This is a genomic window from Peteryoungia aggregata LMG 23059 (assembly GCF_030814435.1).
In the GTDB taxonomy this organism is placed as follows: Bacteria; Pseudomonadota; Alphaproteobacteria; order Rhizobiales; family Rhizobiaceae; genus Allorhizobium; species Allorhizobium aggregatum.
In genome coordinates this window covers 124930-150443 of record NZ_JAUSUW010000001.1, presented here as the reverse complement: position 1 = coordinate 150443, position 25514 = coordinate 124930, and the positions used below count along the sequence as shown (strand labels likewise).

General features: G+C 62.1%; 23 protein-coding genes. 6 read left to right on the top strand and 17 right to left on the bottom strand.

Annotation, left to right across the window (positions count from 1 at the left end; all coding sequences use genetic code 11):
- Positions 1-137: 137 nt before the first annotated feature.
- Positions 138-1016 carry a tetratricopeptide repeat protein gene (locus J2045_RS00715; protein WP_166601481.1) on the bottom strand — a complete coding sequence of 293 codons (879 nt, stop codon included), beginning with the start codon at positions 1014-1016 and terminating at the stop codon, positions 138-140.
- 124 nt (positions 1017-1140) lie between these two features.
- Positions 1141-1365 (bottom strand): 30S ribosomal protein S21, encoded by a 225-nt coding sequence (gene rpsU, locus J2045_RS00710; RefSeq protein WP_006726944.1) that lies wholly within the window; start codon positions 1363-1365, stop codon positions 1141-1143.
- A 304-nt stretch (positions 1366-1669) separates the two neighbouring features.
- Here rpsU and J2045_RS00705 point away from each other — a divergent pair, with 304 nt between their 5' ends.
- The 6 genes from J2045_RS00705 (at position 1670) to J2045_RS00680 (ending at position 7502) form a co-directional block, all read left to right on the top strand.
- Complete coding sequence (locus J2045_RS00705; RefSeq protein WP_307368026.1) at positions 1670-2923, top strand: sarcosine oxidase subunit beta family protein; 1254 nt, start codon at positions 1670-1672, stop codon at positions 2921-2923.
- A 17-nt stretch (positions 2924-2940) separates the two neighbouring features.
- Complete coding sequence (locus J2045_RS00700; RefSeq protein WP_054148190.1) at positions 2941-3261, top strand: sarcosine oxidase subunit delta; 321 nt, start codon at positions 2941-2943, stop codon at positions 3259-3261.
- Entirely contained in the window at positions 3258-6251 is a 2994-nt protein-coding gene (locus J2045_RS00695) for a sarcosine oxidase subunit alpha (protein WP_307368018.1), read from the top strand. The genes J2045_RS00700 and J2045_RS00695 overlap by 4 nt, the downstream gene beginning before the upstream one ends.
- Positions 6244-6798: a sarcosine oxidase subunit gamma gene (locus tag J2045_RS00690; RefSeq protein WP_307368015.1), complete on the top strand. Its 555-nt coding sequence runs from the start codon at positions 6244-6246 to the stop codon at positions 6796-6798. Before J2045_RS00695 ends, J2045_RS00690 begins: the two co-directional genes overlap by 8 nt.
- 133 nt (positions 6799-6931) lie before the next feature.
- Positions 6932-7201, top strand: a complete 270-nt coding sequence (locus J2045_RS00685) for a type II toxin-antitoxin system ParD family antitoxin (protein ID WP_307368012.1) — start codon at positions 6932-6934, stop codon at positions 7199-7201.
- Positions 7188-7502, top strand: a complete 315-nt coding sequence (locus J2045_RS00680) for a type II toxin-antitoxin system RelE/ParE family toxin (protein WP_307368009.1) — start codon at positions 7188-7190, stop codon at positions 7500-7502. The genes J2045_RS00685 and J2045_RS00680 overlap by 14 nt, the downstream gene beginning before the upstream one ends.
- Here J2045_RS00680 and J2045_RS00675 read toward each other — a convergent pair.
- From J2045_RS00675 to J2045_RS00605, 15 genes are all read right to left on the bottom strand, one after another.
- The gene (locus J2045_RS00675; protein ID WP_307368006.1) at positions 7491-8558 is read right to left on the bottom strand and encodes a DUF2332 domain-containing protein; all 1068 of its coding nucleotides are present in this window, start codon (positions 8556-8558) and stop codon (positions 7491-7493) included. The genes J2045_RS00680 and J2045_RS00675 overlap by 12 nt on opposite strands.
- 20 nt (positions 8559-8578) lie before the next feature.
- Positions 8579-9067, bottom strand: coding sequence for a MaoC family dehydratase (locus J2045_RS00670; protein WP_307368003.1), 489 nt, complete (start codon positions 9065-9067; stop codon positions 8579-8581).
- Positions 9068-9156: 89 nt separating this feature from the next.
- Positions 9157-11115 carry a glycogen debranching protein GlgX gene (gene glgX, locus J2045_RS00665; RefSeq protein ID WP_307368000.1) on the bottom strand — a complete coding sequence of 653 codons (1959 nt, stop codon included), beginning with the start codon at positions 11113-11115 and terminating at the stop codon, positions 9157-9159.
- A gap of 82 nt (positions 11116-11197) precedes the next feature.
- The gene (arsH, locus tag J2045_RS00660; protein ID WP_370872947.1) at positions 11198-11938 is read right to left on the bottom strand and encodes an arsenical resistance protein ArsH; all 741 of its coding nucleotides are present in this window, start codon (positions 11936-11938) and stop codon (positions 11198-11200) included.
- The gene (gene arsC / locus J2045_RS00655) at positions 11913-12326 is read right to left on the bottom strand and encodes an arsenate reductase (glutaredoxin) (protein WP_307367994.1); all 414 of its coding nucleotides are present in this window, start codon (positions 12324-12326) and stop codon (positions 11913-11915) included. The genes arsH and arsC overlap by 26 nt, the downstream gene beginning before the upstream one ends.
- On the bottom strand, positions 12323-13024 hold the full coding sequence (locus J2045_RS00650; RefSeq protein WP_307367990.1) for an aquaporin: 702 nt from the start codon (positions 13022-13024) through the stop codon (positions 12323-12325). Before J2045_RS00650 ends, arsC begins: the two co-directional genes overlap by 4 nt.
- Positions 13025-13029: 5 nt before the next feature.
- Positions 13030-13539 carry an arsenate reductase ArsC gene (locus tag J2045_RS00645; protein WP_307367987.1) on the bottom strand — a complete coding sequence of 170 codons (510 nt, stop codon included), beginning with the start codon at positions 13537-13539 and terminating at the stop codon, positions 13030-13032.
- 10 nt (positions 13540-13549) lie between these two features.
- On the bottom strand, positions 13550-13909 hold the full coding sequence (locus J2045_RS00640; RefSeq protein WP_307367984.1) for an ArsR/SmtB family transcription factor: 360 nt from the start codon (positions 13907-13909) through the stop codon (positions 13550-13552).
- A gap of 116 nt (positions 13910-14025) precedes the next feature.
- Positions 14026-15654 (bottom strand): alpha-D-glucose phosphate-specific phosphoglucomutase, encoded by a 1629-nt coding sequence (locus J2045_RS00635; RefSeq protein WP_307367980.1) that lies wholly within the window; start codon positions 15652-15654, stop codon positions 14026-14028.
- Positions 15655-15657: 3 nt separating this feature from the next.
- Positions 15658-17097: a glycogen synthase GlgA gene (glgA, locus tag J2045_RS00630; RefSeq protein ID WP_307367977.1), complete on the bottom strand. Its 1440-nt coding sequence runs from the start codon at positions 17095-17097 to the stop codon at positions 15658-15660.
- Positions 17098-17105: 8 nt separating this feature from the next.
- Positions 17106-18365 carry a glucose-1-phosphate adenylyltransferase gene (glgC, locus tag J2045_RS00625; protein ID WP_307367974.1) on the bottom strand — a complete coding sequence of 420 codons (1260 nt, stop codon included), beginning with the start codon at positions 18363-18365 and terminating at the stop codon, positions 17106-17108.
- A 12-nt stretch (positions 18366-18377) separates the two neighbouring features.
- Entirely contained in the window at positions 18378-20591 is a 2214-nt protein-coding gene (glgB, locus tag J2045_RS00620) for a 1,4-alpha-glucan branching protein GlgB (protein ID WP_307367971.1), read from the bottom strand.
- A complete protein-coding gene (locus tag J2045_RS00615) occupies positions 20591-23053 on the bottom strand; it encodes a glycogen/starch/alpha-glucan phosphorylase (RefSeq protein WP_166601461.1) in 2463 nt (820 codons plus the stop codon). The genes glgB and J2045_RS00615 overlap by 1 nt, the downstream gene beginning before the upstream one ends.
- A gap of 263 nt (positions 23054-23316) precedes the next feature.
- The gene (locus J2045_RS00610; RefSeq protein WP_307367966.1) at positions 23317-24534 is read right to left on the bottom strand and encodes a TadE/TadG family type IV pilus assembly protein; all 1218 of its coding nucleotides are present in this window, start codon (positions 24532-24534) and stop codon (positions 23317-23319) included.
- 95 nt (positions 24535-24629) lie between these two features.
- The gene (locus J2045_RS00605; protein WP_307367964.1) at positions 24630-25511 is read right to left on the bottom strand and encodes a transglutaminase family protein; all 882 of its coding nucleotides are present in this window, start codon (positions 25509-25511) and stop codon (positions 24630-24632) included.
- Positions 25512-25514: the final 3 nt, after the last annotated feature.

Here is a 25514-nt window from a genome sequence, read left to right as displayed (position 1 = left end):
CACAGTCTCGACGAGGCGATCCGGCAACGGGTCGCCTTTTTTGTTTGCCGGTGTCTGTCTTGCTCAGGCCGCGACCTGCGCAACAGAAAACGGCGGGTTGCCCCGCCGTTCGTCATGATCGGTCGTGATTGTAGAGCTCAGCTCGTCGTTGCGCGTGTGCGGGCGAGGCCCTGCTTGGCGGGCTCGTATTTCGGATCCAGACGCAGCGCGTGCGAATAGGATTTTGCAGCGCGGGCCTTGTCGCCACGGCGCTCGTAAATCAGAGCCTGGTTGGCCCAGCTTTCGGCGATGTTGTTGTTCAGCTCGATGGCGAGGTTGAAGTCGGCAAAGGCGTTGTCGTCGTCATTCAGCGCCGCATAGGACACGCCCCGGCCATTGTAGGGCTCCGGTGCGCGCGGTGACAGCGAGATGGCCTTGGAGAAGTCTTCGATCGCCTTGGGGTGATCGCCGCGCAGCTGGTAGATCAGACCGCGGTTGTGATAGGCGCGGCCATCGGTTGTGTCGAGCTGGATGGCGCGGTTGAAGTCGCCGAAGGCTTCGTCGATACGGCCAGCCTGGCGATAGATGTTGCCGCGGCCGATATAGGCAACGTCGTAATTCTGGTTGATCTTCAGCGCCATGTTGTAGTCTGCCGCAGCTTCGACCGGCTTGCCCATGTTGCGATAGACCAATGCGCGGTTGGCATAAGCCTGGAAGAACTGCGGGTTGAGCTGCAATGCGGTGTTGAAATCGTCGAGCGCCTGCTTGAACTGACCGGCGCGTCCGTAGGCCGAGCCCCGCACGTTGTAGCCTTCCGGATCGCGTGGATTGGCCTGAATGACGGCGGTCAGGGAGGCGATGTTCTCTTCCGATCCCTGCGCGCGGTCGAGGCGGATGACATCAGTGGTTTCCGTCGTCGTGGCACAGCCCACCAGGGTCAGGGCGGCGAGCAAGACGGCTGCAGAAGCCAGTCTGTGCCTGCGCTTGGCGTGGAAGGCGGTGGTGAGGACGGAGGTTTTCGTCATGAGGCGCATCATCCGGCAGCTGGCAGCGCCAAGGAGGCAGCAGACAGCGCAAGTTCGTGTTGCATATCAAAAGAGCGGCGGCGATTCGTCTCGCCCCCGCCCTCATTTCACAGGAAAACGCCCAAATCGGGGCAGATCAACGGCCGCGCGCAGCCGGCAGCAGGCCTTCGCGCTGCATCTTCTTGCGCGCCAGCTTGCGGACGCGACGAACGGCTTCGGCCTTTTCGCGTGCACGCTTTTCGGACGGCTTTTCGAAGAAATCGCGCATCTTCATCTCGCGGAAGATACCTTCGCGCTGCATTTTCTTCTTGAGAGCGCGGAGCGCCTGGTCAACGTTGTTGTCGCGGACTAGTACCTGCACGTTTATCCCGTTCCTTTGGTTCTTTGAGTTGGTCCTTCCGCCGATGCAGGTCACATCAACGGAAACAGCATATGAGTTCGCCCGGCCCGTGAGTCCGGCGATTAGGCTGCGAATTACCAGAACAAGCGGGTGAAGTCCATATGGCGCAAGGCTTCCCGCCAAGAATTTTGCGTCGATGAGTGCCCTTCGGCGAGGGTGTCGAAAGACGGATGACATTGCGTCGCAAAACGGACGTCACGACGTGGGTTGATCTGCCAGGTGTATCGTCCTACCCCAGTGCCTGAACCACAGGAGTTTAAGGCGAATGCGCAAATATTCGGTCTTTGCCGTTGTCCGTGAGGCCATGCGTGCCCACAAGGGATGGGAGGCTCAGTGGGTCTCTCCCGAGCCGCGGCAGTCCTATGACGTCATCATCATCGGTGCCGGCGGCCATGGTCTGGGCGCCGCCTATTATCTGGCCAAGGAGCACGGCATCACCAATGTCGCCGTGATCGAGAAGGGCTGGCTCGGCGGTGGCAATACCGGCCGTAACACGACGATCATCCGGTCCAATTATCTCTATGAAGAGAGCATGGACATCTACGAGCATTCGCTGAAGCTCTGGGAGGGCCTCAGCCAGGACCTCAACTACAATGTCATGTATTCGCCGCGCGGCGTGATGATGCTGTCGCACAATGTGCATGACCAGCAGTCGTTCAAGCGCCATGTCAATGCCAACAACCTCTATGGCATCGACAATGAGTGGCTGACGCCGGAGCAGGCCAAGGCGTTTTGCCCGCCGCTCGATATCTCCAAGACCGCGCGCTACCCGATCAATGGGGCTGCGCTTCAGCGTCGCGGTGGCACCGCGCGCCACGATGCGGTTGCCTGGGGTTATGCGCGCGCAGCGTCGGATCGCGGCGTGCACATCATCCAGAACACCGAAGTGACGGGGCTCCGTCGCGGCCCGAATGGCGAAGTGACCGGTGTCGAGACGACGCGCGGCTTCATCGGCGCCAAGAAGGTCGGTGTTTCCGCTGCCGGCCATTCCTCCGTCGTCATGGGCATGGCGGGCGTGCGCCTTCCGGTTCACTCGACGCCGCTGCAGGCGCTCGTGTCCGAGCCGCTGAAGCCGATCTTCCCCTGCGTCGTCATGTCCAACACCGTGCATGCCTATATCTCGCAGTCGGACAAGGGCGAGCTGGTCATCGGTGCCGGTACCGACCAGTACAATTCCTACAGCCAGACCGGCGGCATGCAGATCATCACCCATACGCTGGATGCCATCTGCGAGCTCTTCCCGATGTTCCGTCGTGTGAAGATGATGCGCCAGTGGGGCGGGATCACCGACAACACGGCCGACCGTTCGCCGATCCAGAGCGTCACGCCGGTTCAGAACCTGTTCGTCAATGCCGGCTGGGGTACGGGCGGTTTCAAGGCGACGCCGGGGTCTGCCAACCTCTTTGCCCATCTCATCGCCAAGGGCGAGCCGCACCGGCTGGCTCAGGGCCTGACGCTCGACCGGTTCCGCACCGGCCGCCTCATCGACGAGGCAGCCGCCGCTGCCGTGGCGCACTGAATTAGGGATCATCCATCATGCTGGTCATCAAATGCCCCTATTGCGAAGAAGAGCGTGCAGAGCTCGAGTTTCGCGCCGCCGGTGAAGCGCATATCGCACGCCCGGAAAACATCGCTTCGATCACGGACGAGGAATTCGCCGACTATTTCTTCCTGCGCGACAACCCGAAGGGCCTGATCTTCGAGCGCTGGCGCCATATCCATGGCTGCGGTCGCTTCTTCAATGCTGCCCGCGACACGATCTCCGACAAGATTCTGCTGACCTACAAGGCCGGTGAACCCATGCCCGATCCTGCAACATTGGTTGCCCCGTCTGCATCGAAGGGAGAAAAGGCATGAGCGCTGCCAACCGTATTCCCGGCAAGGGCCGCCTGACGCCGGCGCTGACTGCCCGCTTCACCATCGATGGCCGCACGCTGACGGCTTACGAGGGCGACACAGTCGCATCCGCGATGATCGCCAACGGCATGCATCTCGCCGGCCGCTCGTTCAAGTATCACCGTCCGCGCGGCATCCTGACCGCAGGTCCGGAAGAGCCGAATGCGCTGCTCGACGTCTCGCGTGACGCTGCCCGCCGCCAGCCGAATGTGCGAGCGACCGTGCAGGAAGTCTTCGACGGGATGAAGATCGAGACGCAGAACCGCTGGCCGTCGCTGTCGCTCGACATTGGCGAGGTCAACAATCTGCTATCGCCCTTCTTCGCCGCCGGCTTCTACTACAAGACCTTCATGTGGCCGAAGGCTGCCTGGCACCAGATCTATGAGCCCTTCATCCGTCGCGCCGCCGGTCTCGGCCATGCCCCGAAGGAAGCCGATCCGGATCATTACGCCAACCGCTACGCCCATTGTGACGTGCTGGTGATCGGTGGTGGTGCCGCCGGTCTCGCCTCGGCGCTCGCTGCCGCCCAGACGGGCGTGCGCGTCATGATCGTCGATGAACAGCCGGAAATGGGCGGTGCCTTCCACTTCGATACAGGTGCCACCGTCGACGGCCAGAGCGGCTGGGACTGGGCACAGGCCACCGTCGCCAAGCTCAAGGGTATGTCCAACGTCACCGTGCTCTCCCGCACGACGGCGTTTGGCTATCATAACCACAATTACGTGGCGCTGGTCGAACGCGTCACCGACCATATCGCCAAGCCCTCGAAGGACCAGCCGCGCGAGCGGCTGTGGCAGGTGCGTGCCAAGCGCGTGATCATCGCCAGCGGTTCGATTGAGCGTCATATGGTGTTCGCCAACAACGACCGTCCGGGCATCATGCTGGCCTCTGCCGGCCGCACCTATCTCAACCATTTCGGCGTCGCTGTCGGTGCCAAGGTCGGCGTCTACACGGCGCATGACTCGGCCTATGAAGCGGCGATCGATCTGAAGAAGGCGGGCGTTTCCGTACCCGTCATCGTCGATGCCCGCGAAAAGCCGGGCGACGGCGTTCTCGCCCAGGCGCGTGCGCTCGGCATCGAGGTGCTGACCGGCCACGGAGTGGTCGACACATCAGGCCGTCTACGCGTCCGCTCGATCACCGTTCGTCGCAATGGCGGCGGTTCCACTCGCAAGATCGAGGTCGATGCGCTTCTGATGTCAGCCGGCTGGACGCCGTCTGTGCACATGTTCTCGCAGTCGCGCGGCAAGCTGAAATATGATGCTGCCAATGACCGTTTTCTGCCTGATATCTACGTGCAGGACTGCGTCTCTGTCGGTGGCTGCAATGGCACTGACGACCTGCAGGCGCTGCTCGACGAGGCGACGGCTGCCGGTCTCTCCTCGGCCAAGGCTGCGGGTGCAGCTGAGGCGCCTTCGCTCTCGCTCTCCGGCGCCAATGCCCACGGCTGGACCGGCGGCATGATCGGCGCTGCCGAAGGCGCTGGCCGCGAGGACAACGTCAAGGCTTTCGTCGACTTCCAGCACGATGTCTGCGCCAAGGATATTCGTCTGGCCGTGCGCGAAGGCATGCATTCGATCGAGCACATCAAGCGCTTCACCACCAACGGCATGGCGTCTGACCAGGGCAAGCTTTCCAACATGCATGGTCTGGCGATCGCAGCCGAAGTGCTCGGCAAGGAGATCCCGCAGGTCGGTCTCACCACCTTCCGCGCGCCCTATACGCCCGTCACCTTCGGCACGCTGATCAACCATTCGCGCGATGCGTTGTTTGATCCGGTGCGCAAGACGCCGATGCATGCTTATGAAGTGTCCCAGGGCGCCGTCTATGAAGATGTCGGCAACTGGAAGCGCGCCTGGTATTACCCCAAGGCGGGCGAGGACATGCATGCCGCCGTCAACCGCGAATGCAAGACGGTGCGTGACGCGGCCGGCGTGTTCAACGCCTCGACGCTCGGCAAGATCGAGGTCGTCGGGCCCGATGCTGCCGAGTTCCTGAACCTGATGTACACCAATGCCTGGGACACGCTGAAGCCCGGCAAGGCGCGTTATGGCATCATGACGCGTGAAGACGGCTTCATCTATGACGATGGCGTCGTCGGTCGTCTGGCCGAGGATCGCTTCCACGTGACCACCACGACGGGCGGTGCGCCGCGTGTCATGCACCACATGGAAGACTATCTGCAGACGGAATTCCCGCATCTGAAGGTCTGGCTGACGTCGACCACCGAACAATGGGCTGTCATCGCCGTCCAGGGTCCGAAGGCGCGCGATATCATCGCGCCTTTCGTCGAGGGCATCGACATCTCGAACGAGGCCTTCCCGCATATGAGCGTGGCCGAAGGCATGTTCTGCGGCGTGCCGACGCGTCTCTTCCGCGTCTCGTTTACCGGTGAACTCGGTTTCGAAGTCAACGTGCCCGCCGATTTCGGCGCCGATGTCTTCCGCCAGATCTGGGAGCGCGCGCAATCACTTGGTGCTTGCCTCTATGGCACCGAGACCATGCACGTACTGCGCGCCGAGAAGGGCTATATCATCGTTGGTCAGGACACCGACGGAACGCTGACGGCTGACGATGCCGGCCTTTCCTGGGCGGTGTCGAAGAAGAAGACCGACTTTGTCGGTATTCGCGGCATGAAACGACCTGACCTCGTCAAGGAAGGCCGCAAGCAGCTTGTCGGCATCTTCACCAAGGATCCGAACGAAGTGCTGGAAGAGGGCGGGCAGATCGTCGCCAACCCGAACCAGCCGAAGCCGATGACCATGCTCGGTCACGTCACCTCGTCCTACTGGTCGGAAAACCTCGGGCGCTCGATTGCGATTGCCATGGTGGCCGGTGGACGCGGCCGGATGGGCGAGACGCTTTACGTGCCGATGAAGGACAAGACCATCGCAGTTGAGGTCACCGACATGGTGTTCGTTGACAAGGAAGGAGTCCGCATCCATGGCTGATACGTTTACCGCAGAGCGCAAGACGGTCCTGTCCGGCTTCCACGGCGGCAGCGCCAAGGTGCGCCTCACCCCGGCGCTTCCCGCGATCCGCGTGTCGCTGCGGGCAGGCGCCGATGCCGTGGCGGCGCTTTCCAAGTCGCTCGGCCTGAAGCTGCCGACAAAGCCGAAAACCTCCGCCTCGGCCAAGGGCCGCACTGCCTTCTGGATCGGTCCGGACGAGTGGTTCCTGATCGACGAGAAGGGCGACGCGCTGATGGCCGACTGCGCCGCCTCCGGCGTGGTTCATTCGGCGGCGGACATTTCCCACCGCAATACGGCAATCATCGTTTCGGGTCCGGCTGCCGCCGATACGCTGAATGCGGCCTGCCCGCTCGACCTCTCGCTCGCCGCCTTCCCGGTGGGTGCCGTCACGCGCACCGTCTTCGGCAAGATCGAGATCATCCTTTACCGCGTCGAGGAAGAGACGTTCCGCGTCGAATGCTGGCGGTCCTTTGCGGACTATGCGTTTGGCATGCTGTCCGAGGGCGCGGAGGATGCCTCGCTCTGAGGGGCGGGTGTTCGGGCAGGTGTTGAGGAGGCCGGGGTGACCCGGCCTTTTTGCGTTTGGGGTGGATCTCGCTTCGGTCGGCTCCGCATGGTATCGTCTGAGCCGACACACCAGAGCAAGGAGGTCAAATACGATGAAATCCTTGGGACAAGAGACCCTGAGGGCCGTGGACGATCTGGTTGAGATCGGCGGTTTTGCGTCGGCGGACGAGGCTGTGCTTGCTGCCATCCAGGCCTGGCACCAGACGACGGACGATCCAGCTCAACAGCTTGAGGGCATCCGGCTTCGCGTGCGTCGCTCGATCGAAGATCCTCGCCCAAGCCTCAGCGTGGAAGAGGTGGACGCCGCGCTCGACCAGATGATGGCCGAGGCGCAATCGGTGCCGGGACGTGCGGCGCGCTAAGGTTCGCTTTCGCCCGGAGGCGTTGAACGATCTTCGAGACATATTCGCGTTCGTGCTGTCGCTCAGCCAATCACCTGTGACCGCGAGACGCTATGTCGGTCGTATTCGTGCGCGCTGCGAGACAATCGGTGATGCGCTATACGGCGGCGTGTCGAGAGAGGACTTGGCTCCTGGGCTGCGCATGGTTCCGTTCGAGCATAGTGCGGTTGTACTCTACCTCGTTGATGCTGGCGACGTCGTGATCACCAACATCTTCTACGGACGGCGGAACTATGCGGCTTTGTTCAACTCATCCAGTTGAACCTTCCCACCCCACCCATTTCACCCACCGCCCATGAAAATCCGCTCGGCCGATCTCGTGAGTCTCGCCCGTCGGCCAGAGCGTGAGCAAGAGTGCCGCCCCTTCCGGCTTGCCGTCGGCCTCCAGCTGCAGGCGGGCCAGCGGTGCGGCTTCTGTCGCGCGGGCGCCCGCTTCGGCGATCAGCGCTTCGCCTTCAGCCTTCAGCGCCGGTGGCAGATATTGCCAGGCGATGGTGTGGTAGATGACGTGGGTCATGCCGGGACGGGGCGTCGCGAGGCGCTTTCGCAGCCAGTCGATGGCGTCGGCCTTTTCCACCTTCAGGCCGCTTTCGGTGGCCATGGCTAGCGCCGCTGCCGTGCGGTCGAGGCGGTCCTGCTGGTCGGCCCAGATGTAGGAAAAGAGCCGCAGGCGGTCGTCTTGCGAGGCGGGGTCGAGTGGATTCAGGTCGCAGCCGGCGCGTTCGGTGATTTCTATTGCGGCTTGCGGCGGCGGCGGGCCTTCCCAGCGCGGGGCGAGTTCCACGGCGGAGGCCTTGCCCCAGCCGACGCCGCCCAGCCTGTAGGCATAGCGGTCCCACTGCAGATTGAGGCCGGCACTGGCGCCGACTTCCGACAGAACGAGTGGCTTGCCTGTCAGTGCCGCGATCGTCAGGAAACCGGGAAGCAGGGCGGAGGAACGGCGCACCTCGTTGGTCTGCGGGGCGGATTTCAGGCGCTCCAGTATGAAGGCTTCGTCGCGGCGCAGGGCGGCCTCGACGGTGGTCCAGAGCTTGTCGTCGTCGACGGCATTCGGCGGATAGACGGCTATCAGGGCGGGGTCCTGTGCGGAGCGGACCAGCGCATGCAGCGTGCCGGCGAGGCGCAGGGCAAGCGCATCGCCGGTACCATCGGGATTGCCGGGCCAGCCGAGGATCATGGCGCCTACCGATGTTTCGGCGGTGAGCCGCTCTGCCGCCAGCGTGCAGAGGCGGGCGGTGAAGGGGGAGCCGAGATCGGCGCAGGCTTTCGCCTGGCGGAGGAAACTCTGGCGGATGAGCTTACTGCGGTCGTCGGTCATGCCAGTCTCCACCTCGCGTATCAGACGTTCTCCGGCCGATCCTTCGGATCGAATTGTGAGATGGTGATCCAGTTGGCGGTGAGTGCCGGCTTGCGCTCGTCTTCGATCTCGACGGTCACCTCATAGGTGTTCATCAGCATGCCGGCACCGCGAAAGCGGGCTTCGGCGAGCTTGAACGAGCCGCGAATGCGCTTTCCGGTCTTGACCGGTGACATGAAGCGCAGCTTGTCGAAGCCGTAATTGATGCCGAGCGTCTGTTCGCGGATTTTGGGCAGGCAATCGTAGTTCATCGCCGACAACAGCGAGACGGTCAGGAAGCCATGGGCAATGGTGCCGCCGAAGGGCGTCTCGGCGGCGGCACGGATGGGGTCGGTGTGAATGAACTGGTGGTCCATGGTGGCACCGGCAAAGGCGTCGATCATGGTCTGGTCGACGGTAATCCAGTCGGAAATGCCGACCACCGTTCCGACAAGGCCTTTAACATCCGAAAGGGAAATCTCACGCGGCATGAAAACACCTGATCTGACAATACTGCCCGGCACGCTACAGCCCGTTCCCGTGATCGGGAATAGCTGTTGATCACGGCCATGCAAGTTTCTCAGGTTTCGACCCAGAAATCCACGCTGCGCGGTTTGACTGAAATGGCCGCCTGGGCCCGACCGGTGGCAAGGCGGCGCCATTTGCGCCCGGTCGCCTGAGGCAGGACGATATCGCGCGGCTCCGTGCTCCGGTTGAACAGCACGGCGATGCGCGCCGGCTTGGCCGTCTCGCCGTCAAGCGTTGAAAGCACCATGGTCAGCGTCGATAAATCCGGCGTTTCCCATTCGGCTGTTGTCATGGTCTCGCCAGTCGGTCCCAACCATTCGACATCGCCGTTTCCGGTGAGAAAGCCGGTATCGCTGAAGCAGCCGAAGCGCTGGCGCATGGCGGCAAGCCTTGCCGTGGTCTCCATCAGTTCCGGATCGACGGCGGACCAGTTGAGCCAGGTGAGCACATTGTCCTGACAATAGGCGTTGTTGTTGCCGAGTTGCGTGCGGCCGAATTCGTCACCGGCGGTGATCATCACTGCGCCACGGCTGGCAAAGAGCGTAGCCAGCAGCGCTTCGACATCCTGCCGACGCTTCTTCAGGATCGCCTTGTCAGAGGTTTCACCCTCGATGCCATTGTTCCAGGAATGGTTCTCGTTGTGGCCGTCACGATTTTCCTCGCCATTCGCTTCGTTGTGTTTGTGTTCGTAGGAAACGAGGTCGAGGAGTGAAAAGCCGTCATGGGCGCAGATGAAGTTGACGCTGCGGCTCTGGGCTGCGCCGTGATGGGCGAAGAGATCTGCGGAGCCGGCCAGCGCCGTTGCCAGATCGCCTGTCGTGCCGGCATCGCCGCGCCAGTAGCGGCGAAAGGTGTCGCGGGCGCGGTCGTTCCATTCCAGGAAGGCGTCCGGAAAGCGGCCAAGCTGGTAGCCGCCCTGGCCAATGTCCCAGGGTTCGGCGATCAGAATGCGGTCCTCCAGCACGTCGTCTTCGAGGATCGCCTTCAGTGTCGGTGCGTTCGCATGGAAGCCGTCCCAGTGTCGGCCCATGATCGGGGCGAGATCAAAGCGGAACCCATCGACACCGGCCGAAAGCACGAAGTGGCGCAGCGTATCTGTTATCAGCTGGCGGATGAACGGGTGGTCGCAGGCGAGCGTATTGCCGCAGCCGGTGTCATTGACCAGCGTGCCTGGATCATGTGCCACATGGCGGAAGAGCGAGCGGTTGTCGATGCCGCGCAGCGAGAGCGTTGTGCCGTGGACGTCACTTTCGCCGGTATGGTTGAAGACGAGGTCGAGGATGACACCGATGCCCTCGGCATGCAGGGCAGCGACCGTCTCGCGCAGTTCCTTCACACCGCCCGGCACAAGACATGGATCAAGCGCCATCATGGCGACGGGATTGTAGCCCCAGCTGTTGGTGAGGCCGAGCGGGGGCAGATGCCGTTCGTCGATCCAGGCGGTGATCGGCATCAGCTCGATCATGTCGACGCCGATGCGGCGCAGATGCGCAAGGATTGCAGGATGGGCAAGCGCCTTCAGCGTGCCGCGCTCGGCTTCCGGAACCTCCGGATGCAGCATGGTGAAGGCCTTGACGTTGACCTCGTAGATGAAGCCGGCCCGGTCGCCGAGTGGCATCATGGGGCGCAGCGCCTTGTGGGTCTTGAGGATCGTCTTCGGCATCAGGTCGGCGGTATCGACGCCAACCTGGCCAAGCCTTGGATCATAGACAAAGGTGCGGTCGAGCTCGGTGGCATAGGGATCGACCAGCAGCTTGGACGGATCGTACCAGTGGCCCTGGCCAGGATCATAGGGGCCGTGGATGCGGAAACCGTAGCGGGCGCCTTCCTTGACGCCTTTGGCAAAGACGTGATGCACATCGCCTTCGCCGCGGGTCATGGTGAGACGGGCGATTTCCGTCTCACCGCGTTCATCGAACAGGCAGATCTCGACGAGATCCGCGTGATGCGACCAAATGCGGAAATCGGCGCCCGTCTTGCCGAGGGTGGCTCCAAGCATCGCTTCCGTCATAGCTGCCTCGCGGTCCGGTGATTCGCTCCCTGGATCGAGGGAACAATAGCAGGCCGTAAGGCTTCGACCAGAGCGGTTGCGCTCACATGGCCTTGAGGTTCACGGCTTTTGCGGCCTGTTCCTTGCGCTCGCTATAGCGATCGGTGAGGTAGGCCGAGACATCGCGGGTCAGAAACGTGAACTTCACCAACTCTTCGCAGACATCCACCACGCGCTCGTAATAGGACGAGGGTTTCATCCGCCCGTTACCGTCGAATTCCTGCCAGGCCATGGCGACCGAGGACTGGTTGGGGATGGTGATCATCCGCATCCAGCGACCGAGCAGGCGCATGGCATTGACCGCGTTGAACGACTGCGAGCCGCCGGAGACCTGCATGACGGCGAGCGTCTTGCCCTGGGTCGGTCTGATAGCGCCGACCGACAAGGGGATCCAGTCGATCTGCGCCTTCATGATGCCGGTCAGCGTGCCGTGACGCTCGGGGCTCACCCAGACCTGACCCTCGGACCATTGGGAGAGGTCGCGCAGTTCCTGCACCTTCGGATGGCTTACCGGCGCATCGTCGGGCAAAGGCAGGCCGGAGGGATCGAATACCTTCACCTCGGCGCCGAAATGCTCGAGCAGGCGCTTGGCTTCCATCGCCAGCAGGCGACTGAAGGACACCTGACGCAGGGAACCATAGAGGATCAGGATACGCGGCTTATGGGTCGAGAATGGGCGGCGCAGCGCCTCAAGATCCGTCAGGTCCAGGTGGTCGAGATCGGCTGCGGGCAGGTCCGAGGTCTGTTCTGGCTTGGGGTCAGACAATGCGCTTGCCCTCCGCATCGAGCACGGCCTCGCCGTCTTCCTTGACGAAGGCGTCTGGGGCCAAGATGTCGAGCACCACTTCGGACGGGCGGCAGAGGCGGGTGCCCATGTCGGTGACAACAAGCGGACGGTTGATCAGGATCGGCGTTGCGATCATGGCGTCGAGCAACTGGTCGTCCGAGAGAGCGGGATCGGCAAGGCCGAGTTCCTCATAGGGCGTTCCCTTTTCGCGGATCGCTTCGCGTACCGAAAGGCCGGAGTCGGCGATCATCTTCGCCAGGGCTTCCTTGCTCGGCGGGGTCTTCAGATATTCGATGACCGTGGGCTCGATGCCTGCATGGCGGATGAGGTCGAGCGTGTTGCGCGAGGTGCCGCAGGCCGGGTTGTGATAGATGGTGACGGTCATGGACGGTCGGTTCCTTCGGAGGCGAGAGGGGGATTTACGTTGCGCCTTTCGGCAAAGAGCCAGGTGGCCAGGGCGGCTGCGATCAGGGCGCCGGCCACCTGGGCGAGGATGAAGCCGGTAAGGTCGACAGGGCGGATGCCGGCAAAGGTGTTGGTCAGGCTTCGGGCAATCGCCACAGCCGGGTTGGCGAAAGAGGTCGATGCCGTAAACCAATAGGCCGCCGTGATGTAGAGACCGACCAGCATCGGGACGGCTTTAGGTCGCGCCTGCAGGCCGCCGAGGATTGTCAGCAGCAGGCCAAAGGTTGCGACCGCCTCGGCCGTCCATTGCGCCGATCCCGTACGAGCTGTCTCCGACAGCTGAAAAATCGGGAGTTCGAACATGGCGTGGGCGATGAGCGTGCCGGCGATGCCGCCGAGGATCTGGGCGAGAACGTATGGCAGAATCGCAGAGGTCTCCAGTTCCTTGCGCAGGGCAAAGACCATTGTCACCGCCGGGTTGAAATGGGCGCCGGAGATCGGCCCCAGAATGGTGATCAGCACGAAGAGGATGGCGCCGGTCGGGATGGTGTTGCCGAGCAGGGACACGGCGACATCGTCGGAGAGCCGGTCCGCCATGATGCCGGAACCGACGACGGTTGCGACCAGCATCGCAGTGCCAAGCGCCTCGGCTGCGAGGCGGCGTGAAAGATCGGCCATGGTCTTTAGCCGACTGTCTGGGTGCTGCTACCGATCTCGTTCAGGCGCTTCTGAAGCGAGAGCTTGTCGAGGCTCAACATCGGCAGGCTGACGAAGATCGAGATGCGGTTGTTCAGCATGCGATAGGCCTCTGCAAAGGCAAAGTGCTTCTCGGAGTCTGTCCCTTCGGCGGCTGCGGGATCCGGCACGCCCCAATGGGCGGTCATCGGCTGGCCGGGCCAGACGGGGCAGGCTTCGGCGGCGGCGTTGTCGCAGACGGTGAAGACGAAATCGAGTTCAGGGGCGCCGGGGACTGCAAATTCGTCCCAGTTCTTCGAGCGGGCGAAGCTCGTGTCGTAGTTCATGCCCTTCAGAAGCTGCAGCGTGTAAGGGTGAACCTCACCCTTCGGCTGCGAGCCTGCGGAATAGGCCTTGAACTTGCCCTGGCCGAGCCGGTTCAGAAGCGCTTCCGCGATGATCGAGCGGGCGGAATTGCCGGTGCAAAGGAAGAGGACATTGTAAATCTTGTCGGGCATGGCCGGTCTCTCAGTTGGGTCGGGTCGGTTGAAGGCCTGGGCTGCAGCAAGTGAGATCGTCGATCAGCGGCTGGCAGAGGCTGGCATTGCCGCCGCAGCAATCCTTGAGCAGGTAAAGGGCGACAGCGCGGAAGCGGTCGAGATCGGCGCGGTAGATAATCGAGCGGCTCTGGCGCTCGCCTTTGACCAGACCGGCCTGGGACAGTGTCGACAGATGCGCCGACATGGTGTTCTGCGGCACACCGATCAGGCGCGCAAGTTCACCGGCAGGCACGCCATCGGGTTCGTGCGCCACCAGCAGACGAAAGGTCTGCAGGCGGGTCGGCTGGGCCAGAGCGGCAAGCGCGGCGATCGTCGATTTTTCATCCATATATCCAGAATAGTGGATATGATGTGGGAGTCAATTGGGGTCGTTCCGCAGTCACAGAAAAACCCCGGCGTCGAGGACACCGGGGTTTCAATATGTGAGAGAGGGCCTCTATTGGATCAGGTGATGACCGTCGGCTCGTTCATCCCCGTATAGCGCTTGATCTCGGCCACCTCTTCCGCTGCCGCGATCAGGTCGGCCAAGGCCTCCTGTGTCTCGATGCCGTGGCGGCTGGCGTCGGGCTCATAGCGCTCGACATAAAGGCGCAGCGTCGCGCCCGAGGTGCCGGTGCCGGAGAGGCGGAAGACGATGCGGCTGCCGCCTTCGAAGAGGATGCGGATGCCCTGGTTCTTCGAGACGGAGTGGTCGATCGGGTCGTGATAGGCGAAGTCGTCGGCGGCGGTCACGGTCAGGCCGTTGATCTGGGTACCGGGCAGGCTGTCGAGCTTGGCCCGGAGTGCTGTGACAAGCGCGTTGGCATTGTCGGTGTCGACGCCTTCATAGTCGTGGCGGGAATAGTAGTTGCGGCCGTATTCGGCCCAGTGGCTTTCCACGATCTGCTTGACGCTCTGCTTGCGGGCAGCGACGATGTTGAGCCAGAAGAGCACCGCCCAGAGACCGTCCTTCTCGCGCACATGGTCGGAGCCGGTGCCGAAGCTTTCTTCGCCGCAGACGGTAACCTTGCCGGCATCCATCAGGTTGCCGAAGAATTTCCAGCCGGTCGGGGTCTCGTACATGCCGATGCCGAGCTTTTCGGCAACGCGGTCGGCGGCAGCACTCGTCGGCATGGAGCGGGCAATACCGGCGATGCCGTTTTTGTAGCCGGGGGCGCAGGTGGCGTTGGCGGCGATCATTGCGAGGCTGTCGGAGGGGGTGACGAACATGCCCTTGCCGACCACCATATTGCGGTCGCCGTCGCCATCGGACGCCGCGCCGAAGTCCGGGCCATCGGCGCTCATGACGTCGTCATAGAGGGTCTTGGCATGAACGAGGTTCGGGTCCGGGTGGTGGTGGCCGAAGTCGGGCAGGGGGACTTCGTTGCGGACGGATCCTGCGGGCGCGCCCAAGCGCTTTTCGAGGATCTCGACGGCATAGGGGCCGGTGACGGCGCTCATCGAATCGATCACCACGCGGAAGCCACCCGAGATCAGGTTGCGGATCGCGGGGAAGTCAAAGAGGGTTTCCATCAGGTCGGCATAGTCGGCAACCGGGTCGATGACCTCGACGGTCATGCCGGCGAGATCGAAGCTGCCCACCGTGTCGAGGTCGATGTCGGCGACGTCGGCGATCTTGTAACTCTCGATGTTACGGGTTCTGTCAAAGATCGCGTCGGTGATCTTCTCCGGTGCCGGGCCGCCATTGCCGATATTGTACTTGATCCCGAAATCTTCGGTCGGGCCGCCCGGATTGTGGCTGGCCGAGAGCACGATGCCGCCAAAGGCATGGTATTTGCGGATGACATGCGAGGCTGCCGGCGTCGACAGAATGCCACCCTTGCCGACCATGACCTTGCCGAAGCCATTGGCAGCGGCCATTTTCAGCGCCACCTGGATGACTTCGCGGTTGTAGTAGCGGCCGTCGCCGCCGATCACCAGCGTCTGGCCTTCAAACCCTTCCAGGCTGTCGAAGATCGCCTGGATGAAGTTCTCCGCATAGTTCTCCTGCTGGAAGACCGGAACCTTCTTGCGCAGTCCCGATGTGCCGGGTTTCTGGTCCGCATAGGGTTTCGTGGAGACGGTCGAGATCATCGATTACTGGCCTTTCGAGACGAGGCGTTGATAAAGTTCGGCATATGTGGTGGCGCTCCTGTCCCAGGAGACGTCGGACTTCATGCCCTGCTTCTGCATCTGCGACCAGAGACGCTGGTCACTGTAGAGGCGGAGCGTGCGGCGTATGGCTCGGCGGAAGGCCTCCGTGGTCACGGGGGCGAACTGCACGCCGGTGGCGACACCGGCGGCGAGGGCTGCTTCATTGGCATCGACGATGGTGTCGGCCAGGCCCCCGGTGCGGGCGACGACGGGAACGCAACCGTAGCGCAGGGCGTAAAGCTGGGTCAGGCCGCAGGGCTCGAAACGCGAGGGTACGAGAATGACGTCGGACCCTGCCTGCATGATATGCGAGAGCTTTTCGTCGTAACCCAGCACCATGCCGACGCGTCCACGGTGATGGGCGGCTGCGTTCTGCAGAGCGGCTTCGATACCGCTTTCGCCGGAGCCGAGAATCGCGAGCCTGCCGCCAGCCTCAATGATCTCGTTGATCACGTCCGGCAGGAGATCCAGGCCCTTCTGCCAGGTGAGGCGGGAGATCACGCAGAAGATCGGGCCGTCGTCGCCATCAAATGCGAAGCGTTCGACGATCGTTGCCCGGTTGCCGGCACGCTTCTTCAAGGCGGTGCCGGAATAGTGGCTTGGCAACAGAGGATCGGAGGCGGGGTTCCAGACATCGGCATCAATGCCGTTTACGATCCCGTAGAGATCGTCTGCGCGGCTGGCGATGACGCCGTTGAGGCCCATGCCGAATTCGGGCGTCAGAATTTCTTCGGCATAGGAGGGGCTGACGGTGGACAGCGCATGGGCCGTCACCAGGCCGCTCTTCAGGTAGCTGATCGTGCCGTAATATTCGAGCGCCTCGTTCCAGGCATGGCCGGGCAGACCGAGATAGGGGAAGAGCGTCGGCCCGAATTGGCCCTGGAAGGCGATGTTGTGGATGGTGATGAGGCTCGGGACCTCGGGCGCCTCGGCATATCGCATGTAGACCGGCACGAGGGCGGCCTGCCAGTCATGCACATGCACGAGATCCGGCTTGAAGCCTCGCAGAACGCCAGCCGCGATTTCCGCGCCCGCCTTTGACAGCACCGCAAAGCGCTTCCAGTTGTCGGGGTAGTCGCGGCCCTGGGTGTCGAGATAGGGACCACCCGAGCGCTCGTAAAGCGGTGGGCAGTCGAGAATGAGGAGATCGAGGCCCTCGTGCTGGGCCTCGAGCAGGGTCACCCGTTCGTCGAGAAGATTGTCGAATTCGTGGACTTTCTTCGGCGACTTCACCGCTTTCATCACGGCGGGATAACCGGGAATGAGCGTCTTCGTCTCAACGCCATGGGCGGCGAGCGCGATCGGCAGCGCGCCCGCGACGTCGGCGAGGCCTCCGGTCTTGATCAGCGGATAGAGTTCGGAGGCGACCGAAAGGACCTTCATCGAATTGGCTAACCCAGTTTGTCGATCATCGACTGTGTGATGAGGCAAATCCCGTTTTCGCTGCGGCGGAAGCGCTTGGCATCCATTTCCGGATCCTCGCCGACGATCAGCCCTTCCGGGATCACCACGCCATGGTCTATCACGACGTTTGTGAGGCGCGCATGACGACCGATCTGCACCTTGGGAAGGACGACGGCGCCTTCGAGGCGGGAATAGGAGTTGGCACGGACGCCGGTGAACAACAGGCTCTTGTAGAGCGAGGAGCCGGAGATGATGCAATCGCCAGACACGAGCGAGGAAATCGCCGAGCCGCGACGGCCTTCGTCGTCATGGACGAACTTGGCGGGCGGTGTGATTTCGGAATAGGTCCAGATCGGCCAGGTCTTGTCGTAGAGGTCGAGTTCCGGAACGATGTCGGTTAGGTCGATATTGGCCTGCCAATAGGCGTCGATCGTGCCGACGTCGCGCCAGTAGGGGGTGCGCTCGAAATCGGAGCGAACGCAGGACTGGGCGAAGCGGTGGGCGACGGCCTTGCCGCTCTTCACCACGTAGGGAATGATGTCCTTGCCGAAATCGCGGCTGGAATCCGGATCGGCGGCGTCCCGGCGCAGCAGTTCCATCAGGAACTTGGTGTGGAAGACATAAATGCCCATTGAGGCGAGGGCGAAGTCCTCATTGCCGGGAATGCCCGGCGGATCGGCGGGCTTTTCGACGAAATCGATGATCCGGTCGGTCGCGTCGACATGCATGACACCGAAGCCGGTTGCCTCCATGCGCGGCACTTCCAGGCAGCCGATGGTCACGTCGGCACCCGAGGTGACATGCTGCTGCAGCATCAGCTCGTAGTCCATCTTGTAGATGTGGTCGCCGGCCAGGATGACCATATATTCCGGTGCGTAGGATTCGATGATGTCGGCATTCTGGTACACGGCGTCGGCCGTGCCTTCATACCACTGGGTTTCAGAGACACGCTGCGATGCCGGCAGGATGTCGAAGCTCTCGTTACGCTCGGGCCTAAAGAAGTTCCAGCCGAGCTGCAGATGGCGGATAAGCGAATGGGCCTTGTACTGGGTTGCGACGCCGATGCGTCGGATACCGGAATTGAGCGCATTCGACAGGGCGAAATCGATGATGCGGGCCTTGCCGCCGAAATAGACGGCGGGCTTTGCGCGGCGGTCCGTCAGTTCCTTGAGGCGGCTTCCGCGACCACCGGCCAGTACATAGGCCATGGCATCGCGCGACAGGCTTTTTGTTCTCTTTTCCGTCATTTAGTCCTCCCCTTACTGTTCCAATTCCAGCATGATGACGGCCAGTGGCGGCAGCGTCAGCCCCGCCTTTGCCCAGCCGCTTCCCGTGGCATGCGCCTCCACGCGACCACCATTGCCCTTGCCGCTGCCACCATAGATTTCAGCATCGGTATTCAATATCTCACGCCAACGCCCGGCCACAGGCAAGCTAAATTCGTAGCTTTCGTGATAGGTCGGCGTCAGATTGCAGATCACCGCGACCGGCTTTTCGCCGGGGGCCTTGCGCAGCCAGGCGAAAACCGAATTGTCCTGGTCGTCGCCGACAATCCATTCGAAGCCTTCGCCCTCGCAATCACGGGCATGGAGAGCCGGCTTCGAGCGATAGGTGAAGTTCAGATCGCGAACCAGCCGGCGCATGCCTTCATGCGGGGCGTAGTCGAGCAGGTTCCAGTCGAGCGAACGCTCCTCCGACCACTCGCCCCACTGGGCGAATTCCTGTCCCATGAACAGCAGTTTCTTGCCTGGATGGCCCCACATCAATCCGTAATAGGCCCGGAGATTGGCGAATTTCTGCCAGTCGTCGCCGGGCATCTTGGCGATCATCGAGCCCTTGCCGTGCACGACCTCGTCATGGGAAATCGGCAGGACAAAGTTCTCCGAGAAGGCATAGAGCAGACCGAAGGTCAGTTCCTGGTGGTGATGCTTGCGGTAGATCGGATCGCGGGCAAAATAGCTCAGCGTGTCATGCATGAAGCCCATGTTCCACTTGAAGCCGAAGCCGAGGCCGCCTTCGTGAACCGGCTGCGACACCTTGGGCCAGGACGTGCTCTCCTCGGCAATGGTCATGATGCCGGGATGGCTGCCATAGACATGGGCGTTCATCTGCTGAAGGAAGCGAACCGATTCCAGGTTCTCGCGCCCGCCATATTCGTTTGCCACCCACTCGCCTTCCTTGCGGGAGTAATCGAGGTAAAGCATCGAGGCGACCGCATCGACACGCAAGCCGTCGAGGTGGAATTTTTCGGCCCAGTAGAGCGCGTTGTTGATCAGGTAGGAGAGGACTTCGAGGCGACCGAAATTGTAGATCGCCGTGTTCCAGTCGGGGTGGAAGCCCTGACGCGGGTCTGCATGTTCGTAAAGGGCGGTGCCGTCGAAATGTCGAAGCCCATGGGCATCGGTCGGGAAATGCGCCGGCACCCAGTCGAGGATAACGCCAAGGCCGACCTTGTGGCAGCCGTTGACGAAGCGGGCAAAGCCTTCCGGCTCGCCGAAACGGGCGGTCGGGGCATAGAGGCCGGTGGTCTGATAGCCCCAGGACGGATCATAGGGATGTTCGGTGATCGGCATGAATTCGATATGGGTGAAGCCCATGTCGACGCAGTAGGGGATCAGCCTTGCTGCCATCTCGTCCCAGGAGAGCATGGAACCATCGTCGCGTCGTTGCCAGGAGCCGGCATGGACCTCGTAGATCGAGATCGGCTGGCGGCGCTGGTTGATGCTCGCCCAGTGCTTGCGATGCGCTTCGTCTTCCCAGACCTGCTCCAGCTCCGGTGTTGTGACGGAGGCATTTTTCGGGCGCAATTCGCCGCGCCGCGCATAGGGGTCGGCCTTGAGCGGCAGGAGTTCGCCATGCGGGCCGACGATCTCGAACTTGTAGGTGGCGCCAGCGCGCACGTCGGGTGCAAAGATTTCCCAGATGCCTGTGTCGCGGCGCAGGCGCATGACATGCCGGCGGCCGTCCCAGTCGTTGAAATCACTGACGACGGAGACGCGGCGGGCATTGGGAGCCCAGACGGCGAAGTGAAAGCCGTCGACTCCCTGGTGCTTGATCGGATGGGCGCCCATCTTGTCGAAGAGCCGCAGATGCGATCCTTCCTTGATGAAGTAATCGTCCATCGGCCCGAGGATCGGCCAGAAGCTGTAGGGATCCGTCACCGTCCACTCGGCATCGCCACGGGTCGCTCGGTAGCGGACGGGCAGGACGCCGGAGAGGTTGACGGTGCCGGAGAAGAAGCCCGCGTCATGATGCCGTGTCAGCTCACCGACCGGCTCTCCAGCCAGGTTATGAGCCACGACGGTTTCTGCGCCCGGGATGAAGCAGCGGGCGACATGGCCCTTGCCCGCCTCATGCACACCAAGAAAGGCGAAGGGATCGCCATGGGTCCCGTGGATGATCGCTTCAATGTCTGCTGCCGACGGTGTGTCCGGCTTCGCTTCGTCACCGCTCCTCTTCGGTGATTTTGCCATCAAGCTCTCCAGATGTCCGCGTTATACTGCCTGATGGTGCGATCCGACGAGAACCAGCCCATGCGCGCGGTGTTGCGGATGGTCTTGGAGTACCAGCCCGAGGTGTCGGTCCAGATGCCGTCCACCTGACGCTGCGCCTGGGCATAGGCGTCGAAATCGGCGGCAACCATGAACCAGTCGTGCTGGTAGATGCCCTGCATCAGCTGGGCATAGCGATCACGATCATCAGGCGAGAAGACGCCAGAGGCGATCGAAGACAATGCCTGCTGCAATTCGCGCGAGGCCTCGATCGCGGCGCGGGGGTTATGTCCCTCTGCGCGCACACGTCCAACCTCGTCTGCGGTCATTCCAAAGATCACGATGTTCTCCTCGCCCACATGATCGCGCATTTCGACATTGGCGCCATCGAGCGTTCCTATGGTCAATGCACCGTTCAACGCGAACTTCATGTTTCCGGTTCCGGAGGCCTCCATGCCGGCGGTCGAAATCTGTTCGGAGAGGTCGGCGGCTGGCACCATGACTTCGGCCAGCGAGACATTGTAGTTGGGAATGAAGACGACCTTCAGCAGGCCGCGCACCGAAGGGTCGGTGTTGATGACGCGGGCGACGTCATTGGCCAGTTTGATGATCAGCTTGGCGTTGTGATAGCTCGGCGCCGCCTTGCCGGCAAAGAGCTTGACGCGCGGTACCCAATCGCGCTCGGGATGCGAGCGGATCTGGTCGAAGAGGGCGACCGTCTCGATGATGTTCAGGAGCTGGCGCTTGTATTCGTGGATGCGCTTGATCTGGATGTCGAACATCGCATGCGGATCGAGCTTTATGCCCATGCGGCTTGCAACGAGGCTCGCGAGCTTCTGCTTGTTGGCAAGCTTCACTGCCGCGAACTTCTGCTGGAAGGCGGCATCGTCGGCGAAGGCGTCGAGGCCCTTGAGCTTGGTGGCGTCGTCGAGGAACTCAGGGCCGATCGCTTCCTTGATCAGGTTCGTGAGATCGGGGTTGCACTGCATCAACCAGCGGCGCGGCGTGATGCCGTTCGTCTTGTTGTTGATGCGGTTGGGATAGAGCTTGTGGAGATCGGAGAAGACCGTCTCCTTCATCAGCTCGGTATGCAGCGCCGAGACGCCGTTGATCGAGTGGGAGCCCATGAAGGCGAGGTTACCCATGCGCACGCGCCGGTCGCCGCTTTCGTCGATCAGCGAGATCTGGCGGATTTCATGATCGTTGAAGCCACGGATCTTGCGGGCGTCGAGCAGGACCTTGGCGTTGATCGCATAGACGAGCTGCATGTGACGCGGCAGCAGGCGCTCGAACAGCGGCACCGGCCAGCTTTCCAGCGCTTCCGGCAGGAGGGTGTGGTTGGTGTAGGAGAAGGTCTTGGAGGAAATCTCCCAGGCCTCGTCGAAGGCGACGCCATGCACGTCGACGAGAAGGCGCATCAGCTCCACGACGGAGACGGCGGGGTGTGTGTCGTTCAGCTGGATCGCGACCTTCTCCGGCATCTGGGCGAGCGTGTTGCCCTGCTGCAGGTGTCGGCGGACAATGTCCTGCAGGGAGGCCGAACAGAAGAAGAATTCCTGGCGCAGGCGCAGTTCCTGGCCGGCAGGCGTGGCATCGGCCGGATAGAGGACGCGTGTCAGGGATTCGGCCTTGTTGCTTTCGCGCAGTGCGCCGATGTGGTCACCGGCGTTGAAGGCATCCAAGAGGATGGGGTCGATCGGCTGGGCCGACCAGAGGCGGAGCGTGTTGACGCGCTCACCGCGCCAGCCCACGGCCGGGGTGTCGTAGGCGGTGGCGATGACGCGCTCGCCCTGCTTCCAGACGTAACGCGGCTCGCCATCAGGGCCTTCGATCGTCTCGACCGTGCCACCATAACCGACTTCATAGGAGCTTTCGCGGCGTTCGAATTCCCAGGGGTTGCCGTGCGCGAGCCAGCTTTCCGGCAGTTCGACCTGCCAGCCATCGGCCATCTGCTGACGGAAAAGGCCATGCACATAGCGAATGCCGTAGCCATAGGCCGGGATGTTGACGGTGGCCATCGATTCCATGAAGCAGGCAGCGAGGCGTCCCAAGCCGCCATTGCCCAGCGCCGCGTCGGGTTCCAGACCCGCAATCACGTCAAACTCGACGGAGAGCGAGGACAGTGCCTGGCGGATGTCGTCCATCAGTCCGAGATTCGACATGGCGTCGCGCAGCAGGCGACCGATGAGAAACTCAAGCGATAGGTAATATACCCGCTTGCCGTTGTTCATGTAAGTGGCGCGGGTGGATTCCATCCAGTTGTCGATGATGCGATCGCGCACCACGAGGATCGTCGCTGTCAGCCAGTCATGCGAGGTAGCCACCTTGGCATCCTTGCCGATGCTGTAGGTCAGCTTCTCCATGATTTCCGCTGCCAGCGAGTCCGGATCGGACACTTCGCGCTTGGGAAGGGGAAGGTCGACTTTGTGGGGAGTCTTGATCATCGGTCCGCCTGGCGTTGTTCGTGTCTCCGGGCGGCTCCGATGCGATTGCCGGCGCCGGCCCTTGTGACGGCAGTTTACGCATCGAAATGAGACAGTTGCAACAGGCGTGGCGACGCGCGGTAAAATTTGTTCAGAAGTCGTACGAACAGGCGCAAGTATCTGATGTGATTGTTTTATTTGTAAAACATGAATGTGTGATGCGACCGCAGTCCCTGTGGACCGCGGTCGATTTTGCCGAAAAAACTAAAACGCTTTGGATAACGTCAGTTGGTGAGGCGGGTTGAGGCCTCGACAGCCTTGTCGCCGATCTCCTTGAAGGCCGCGACCAGTTCCGCAGCATTCTGAGCATCGTAATAGTGTGAGGTGCTCGTGGCGCATCCCTCAAGGAGCGCACGACCCTTGCTCGGCGCCATGAAGGCGACTGTGAAGATCTCCACGCCGGCCAACTTGGCGCTCTCGCAGGTGGCTTCAGTTTCGGTGTCTGCGCTGTCGTAGTTGTTGTCGCCGTCGGTCATGAAGACGATGAACCTGCTCGGCTGCTGGCCGTTCCTGTTCTTGTGGGCGGTGTCTTCGCTCGACTTCATGATGTCCGAATAGGCGCGTGCCATCGCGTCCGACGAATCGGTGCCGCCATCTGCGATCAGGGCCTGGACGTAACTTAGGGTGTGGGTGGTGCCCCAGTTGAATGCGACGGGTGTGTGCATCTGCGCCTCGTAGGAGACAGCAGCCGTGCGCACATATTTGGTTTCTGGATCAGCACTATTCAGCTGTGTGGTGAGGCTCGCCACAGCAAGCTTCAACGATTCCATCTTCGTGTAGTACTTGGTGCATGTCTTGCTGACCCACTTGCCCCTCCTGTTGTAGGATCCGCAGTCGTAAGTGGGCTGTGCCTCGTTCACCGTAGTGGTGTCCCAGGCCATCGAGCCAGAGCGGTCGAGAACGAGATACATCGAGAGGGCGTTCTTGCTTTCGGTCGTGGCCATTGCCGTGGCCGTTACGCCGACGGTCACTTGTTTCCACCCGAGCAGCGCCGTGAGGCCATTGGTCGGCATGGTAAAAGAGGGGCTCAGGGTGACTTCGAATGTTTTCCCGGAAGTGCCGGTCGTCCTCTCCACATTGCCGACGGCGCCTGCGAGCGGATCCTCCGCTGGCGGCAGATTGGCGCTGTCACCGGCAGCCCTGACAGCCTCGGGAACCACGTTGAAGAACTGAGACTTCATGAACTTTCGCGCGAGAGCCAGTGCCGCCTCGTCCGACATCGCATTGTTCTTGGCGAGTGCATTGGCGGCTGACAGGACTGCGGAATCGGCGGATTCCTGCAAGGCAGAGCGCACCTGTACCATGGAGTTCAGGTCGAGGGCGACACCGACCGTGGCTGCGGCCACTGGCAAGATAATCGCCGTCAACAGACCGAAATTGCCGGCGCGGTCGCGCCAGAAGCGGGAAAGGAAGGAATTCCGGGTGCTGTCAGGCTTAGTCATCATGTCCATCCAAATGCAGCTTTTGCACGGTTGTAGAATGAACAGATTGCAATCGCCTTAAGGCAACCGTTAGAATTTGAGCGAAACGCCCAGGTTCACGGCTTTACGGGGATGACATCGACCGCCTGGGCCGTCTGGTGAGAGCCGTAGCTCTTCAGCACGCCGATCACCGGCGCCACGTCGGCATAGTCGCGCCCGTAGCCGACCACAATATGATCCGTGCCTGCCGCGATGTCATTGGTCGGGTCGAGCTCCAGCCAGCCGCTCAGCCTGCCACACCAGATGCGAACCCAGGCATGCATGGCATCTGCCCCCTCCAGCCGTTCCTTGCCCGGTGGCGGAATGGTGCGCAGGAAGCCGCTGACATAGCCGGCGGGAATGCCGAGGCTGCGCAGTGCCACGATCATGACATGTGAGAAATCCTGGCAGACGCCGCGCTTCTTGGCGAAAGCCTCCGCCGGCGTCGTGTCGACGGTCGTTGCCTCGGCGTCGTACTTGAAATCCTTGTGGATGCGGCGGCACAGCGTTTCGGCGATCTGGCGCACTGTCATGCTGGGCTTCAGCATGCTGCGCACATAGGCGGCGATTGCCTTGTCGCGGGGCAGGCGCGGGCTGATGCCGAGGAAATGGTGTGGTGATTCGGCGTCCAGCGACCAGGTCTCGGCGATCTCCTGAGGAAGGCGGTCGAGGAGGGGGGAAAAATCCGCTGCCATTGGCTGGGCCTGCACCATGACGCGGGCCTGCATGCGGATGTCGAGCTTCTCGTGCGGCCCGCGAAGGATCGCATGGCTTGCGGGATGGCGGAAGAAGTCGTCAAACGTCGAGATCTCGTCCGGCTCCGGCGTGACCGTGATCGCACCGGCAATGAGCCGCTGGCGCTCCGGCAGGGAGAGCGGCAGAAGTCGCAGCATGTGGTGGGCGCCGGACGCCGGGACCTCGTAGCGATAGCCGATGTGGAGCGAGAGATCGTAGAGCATCAC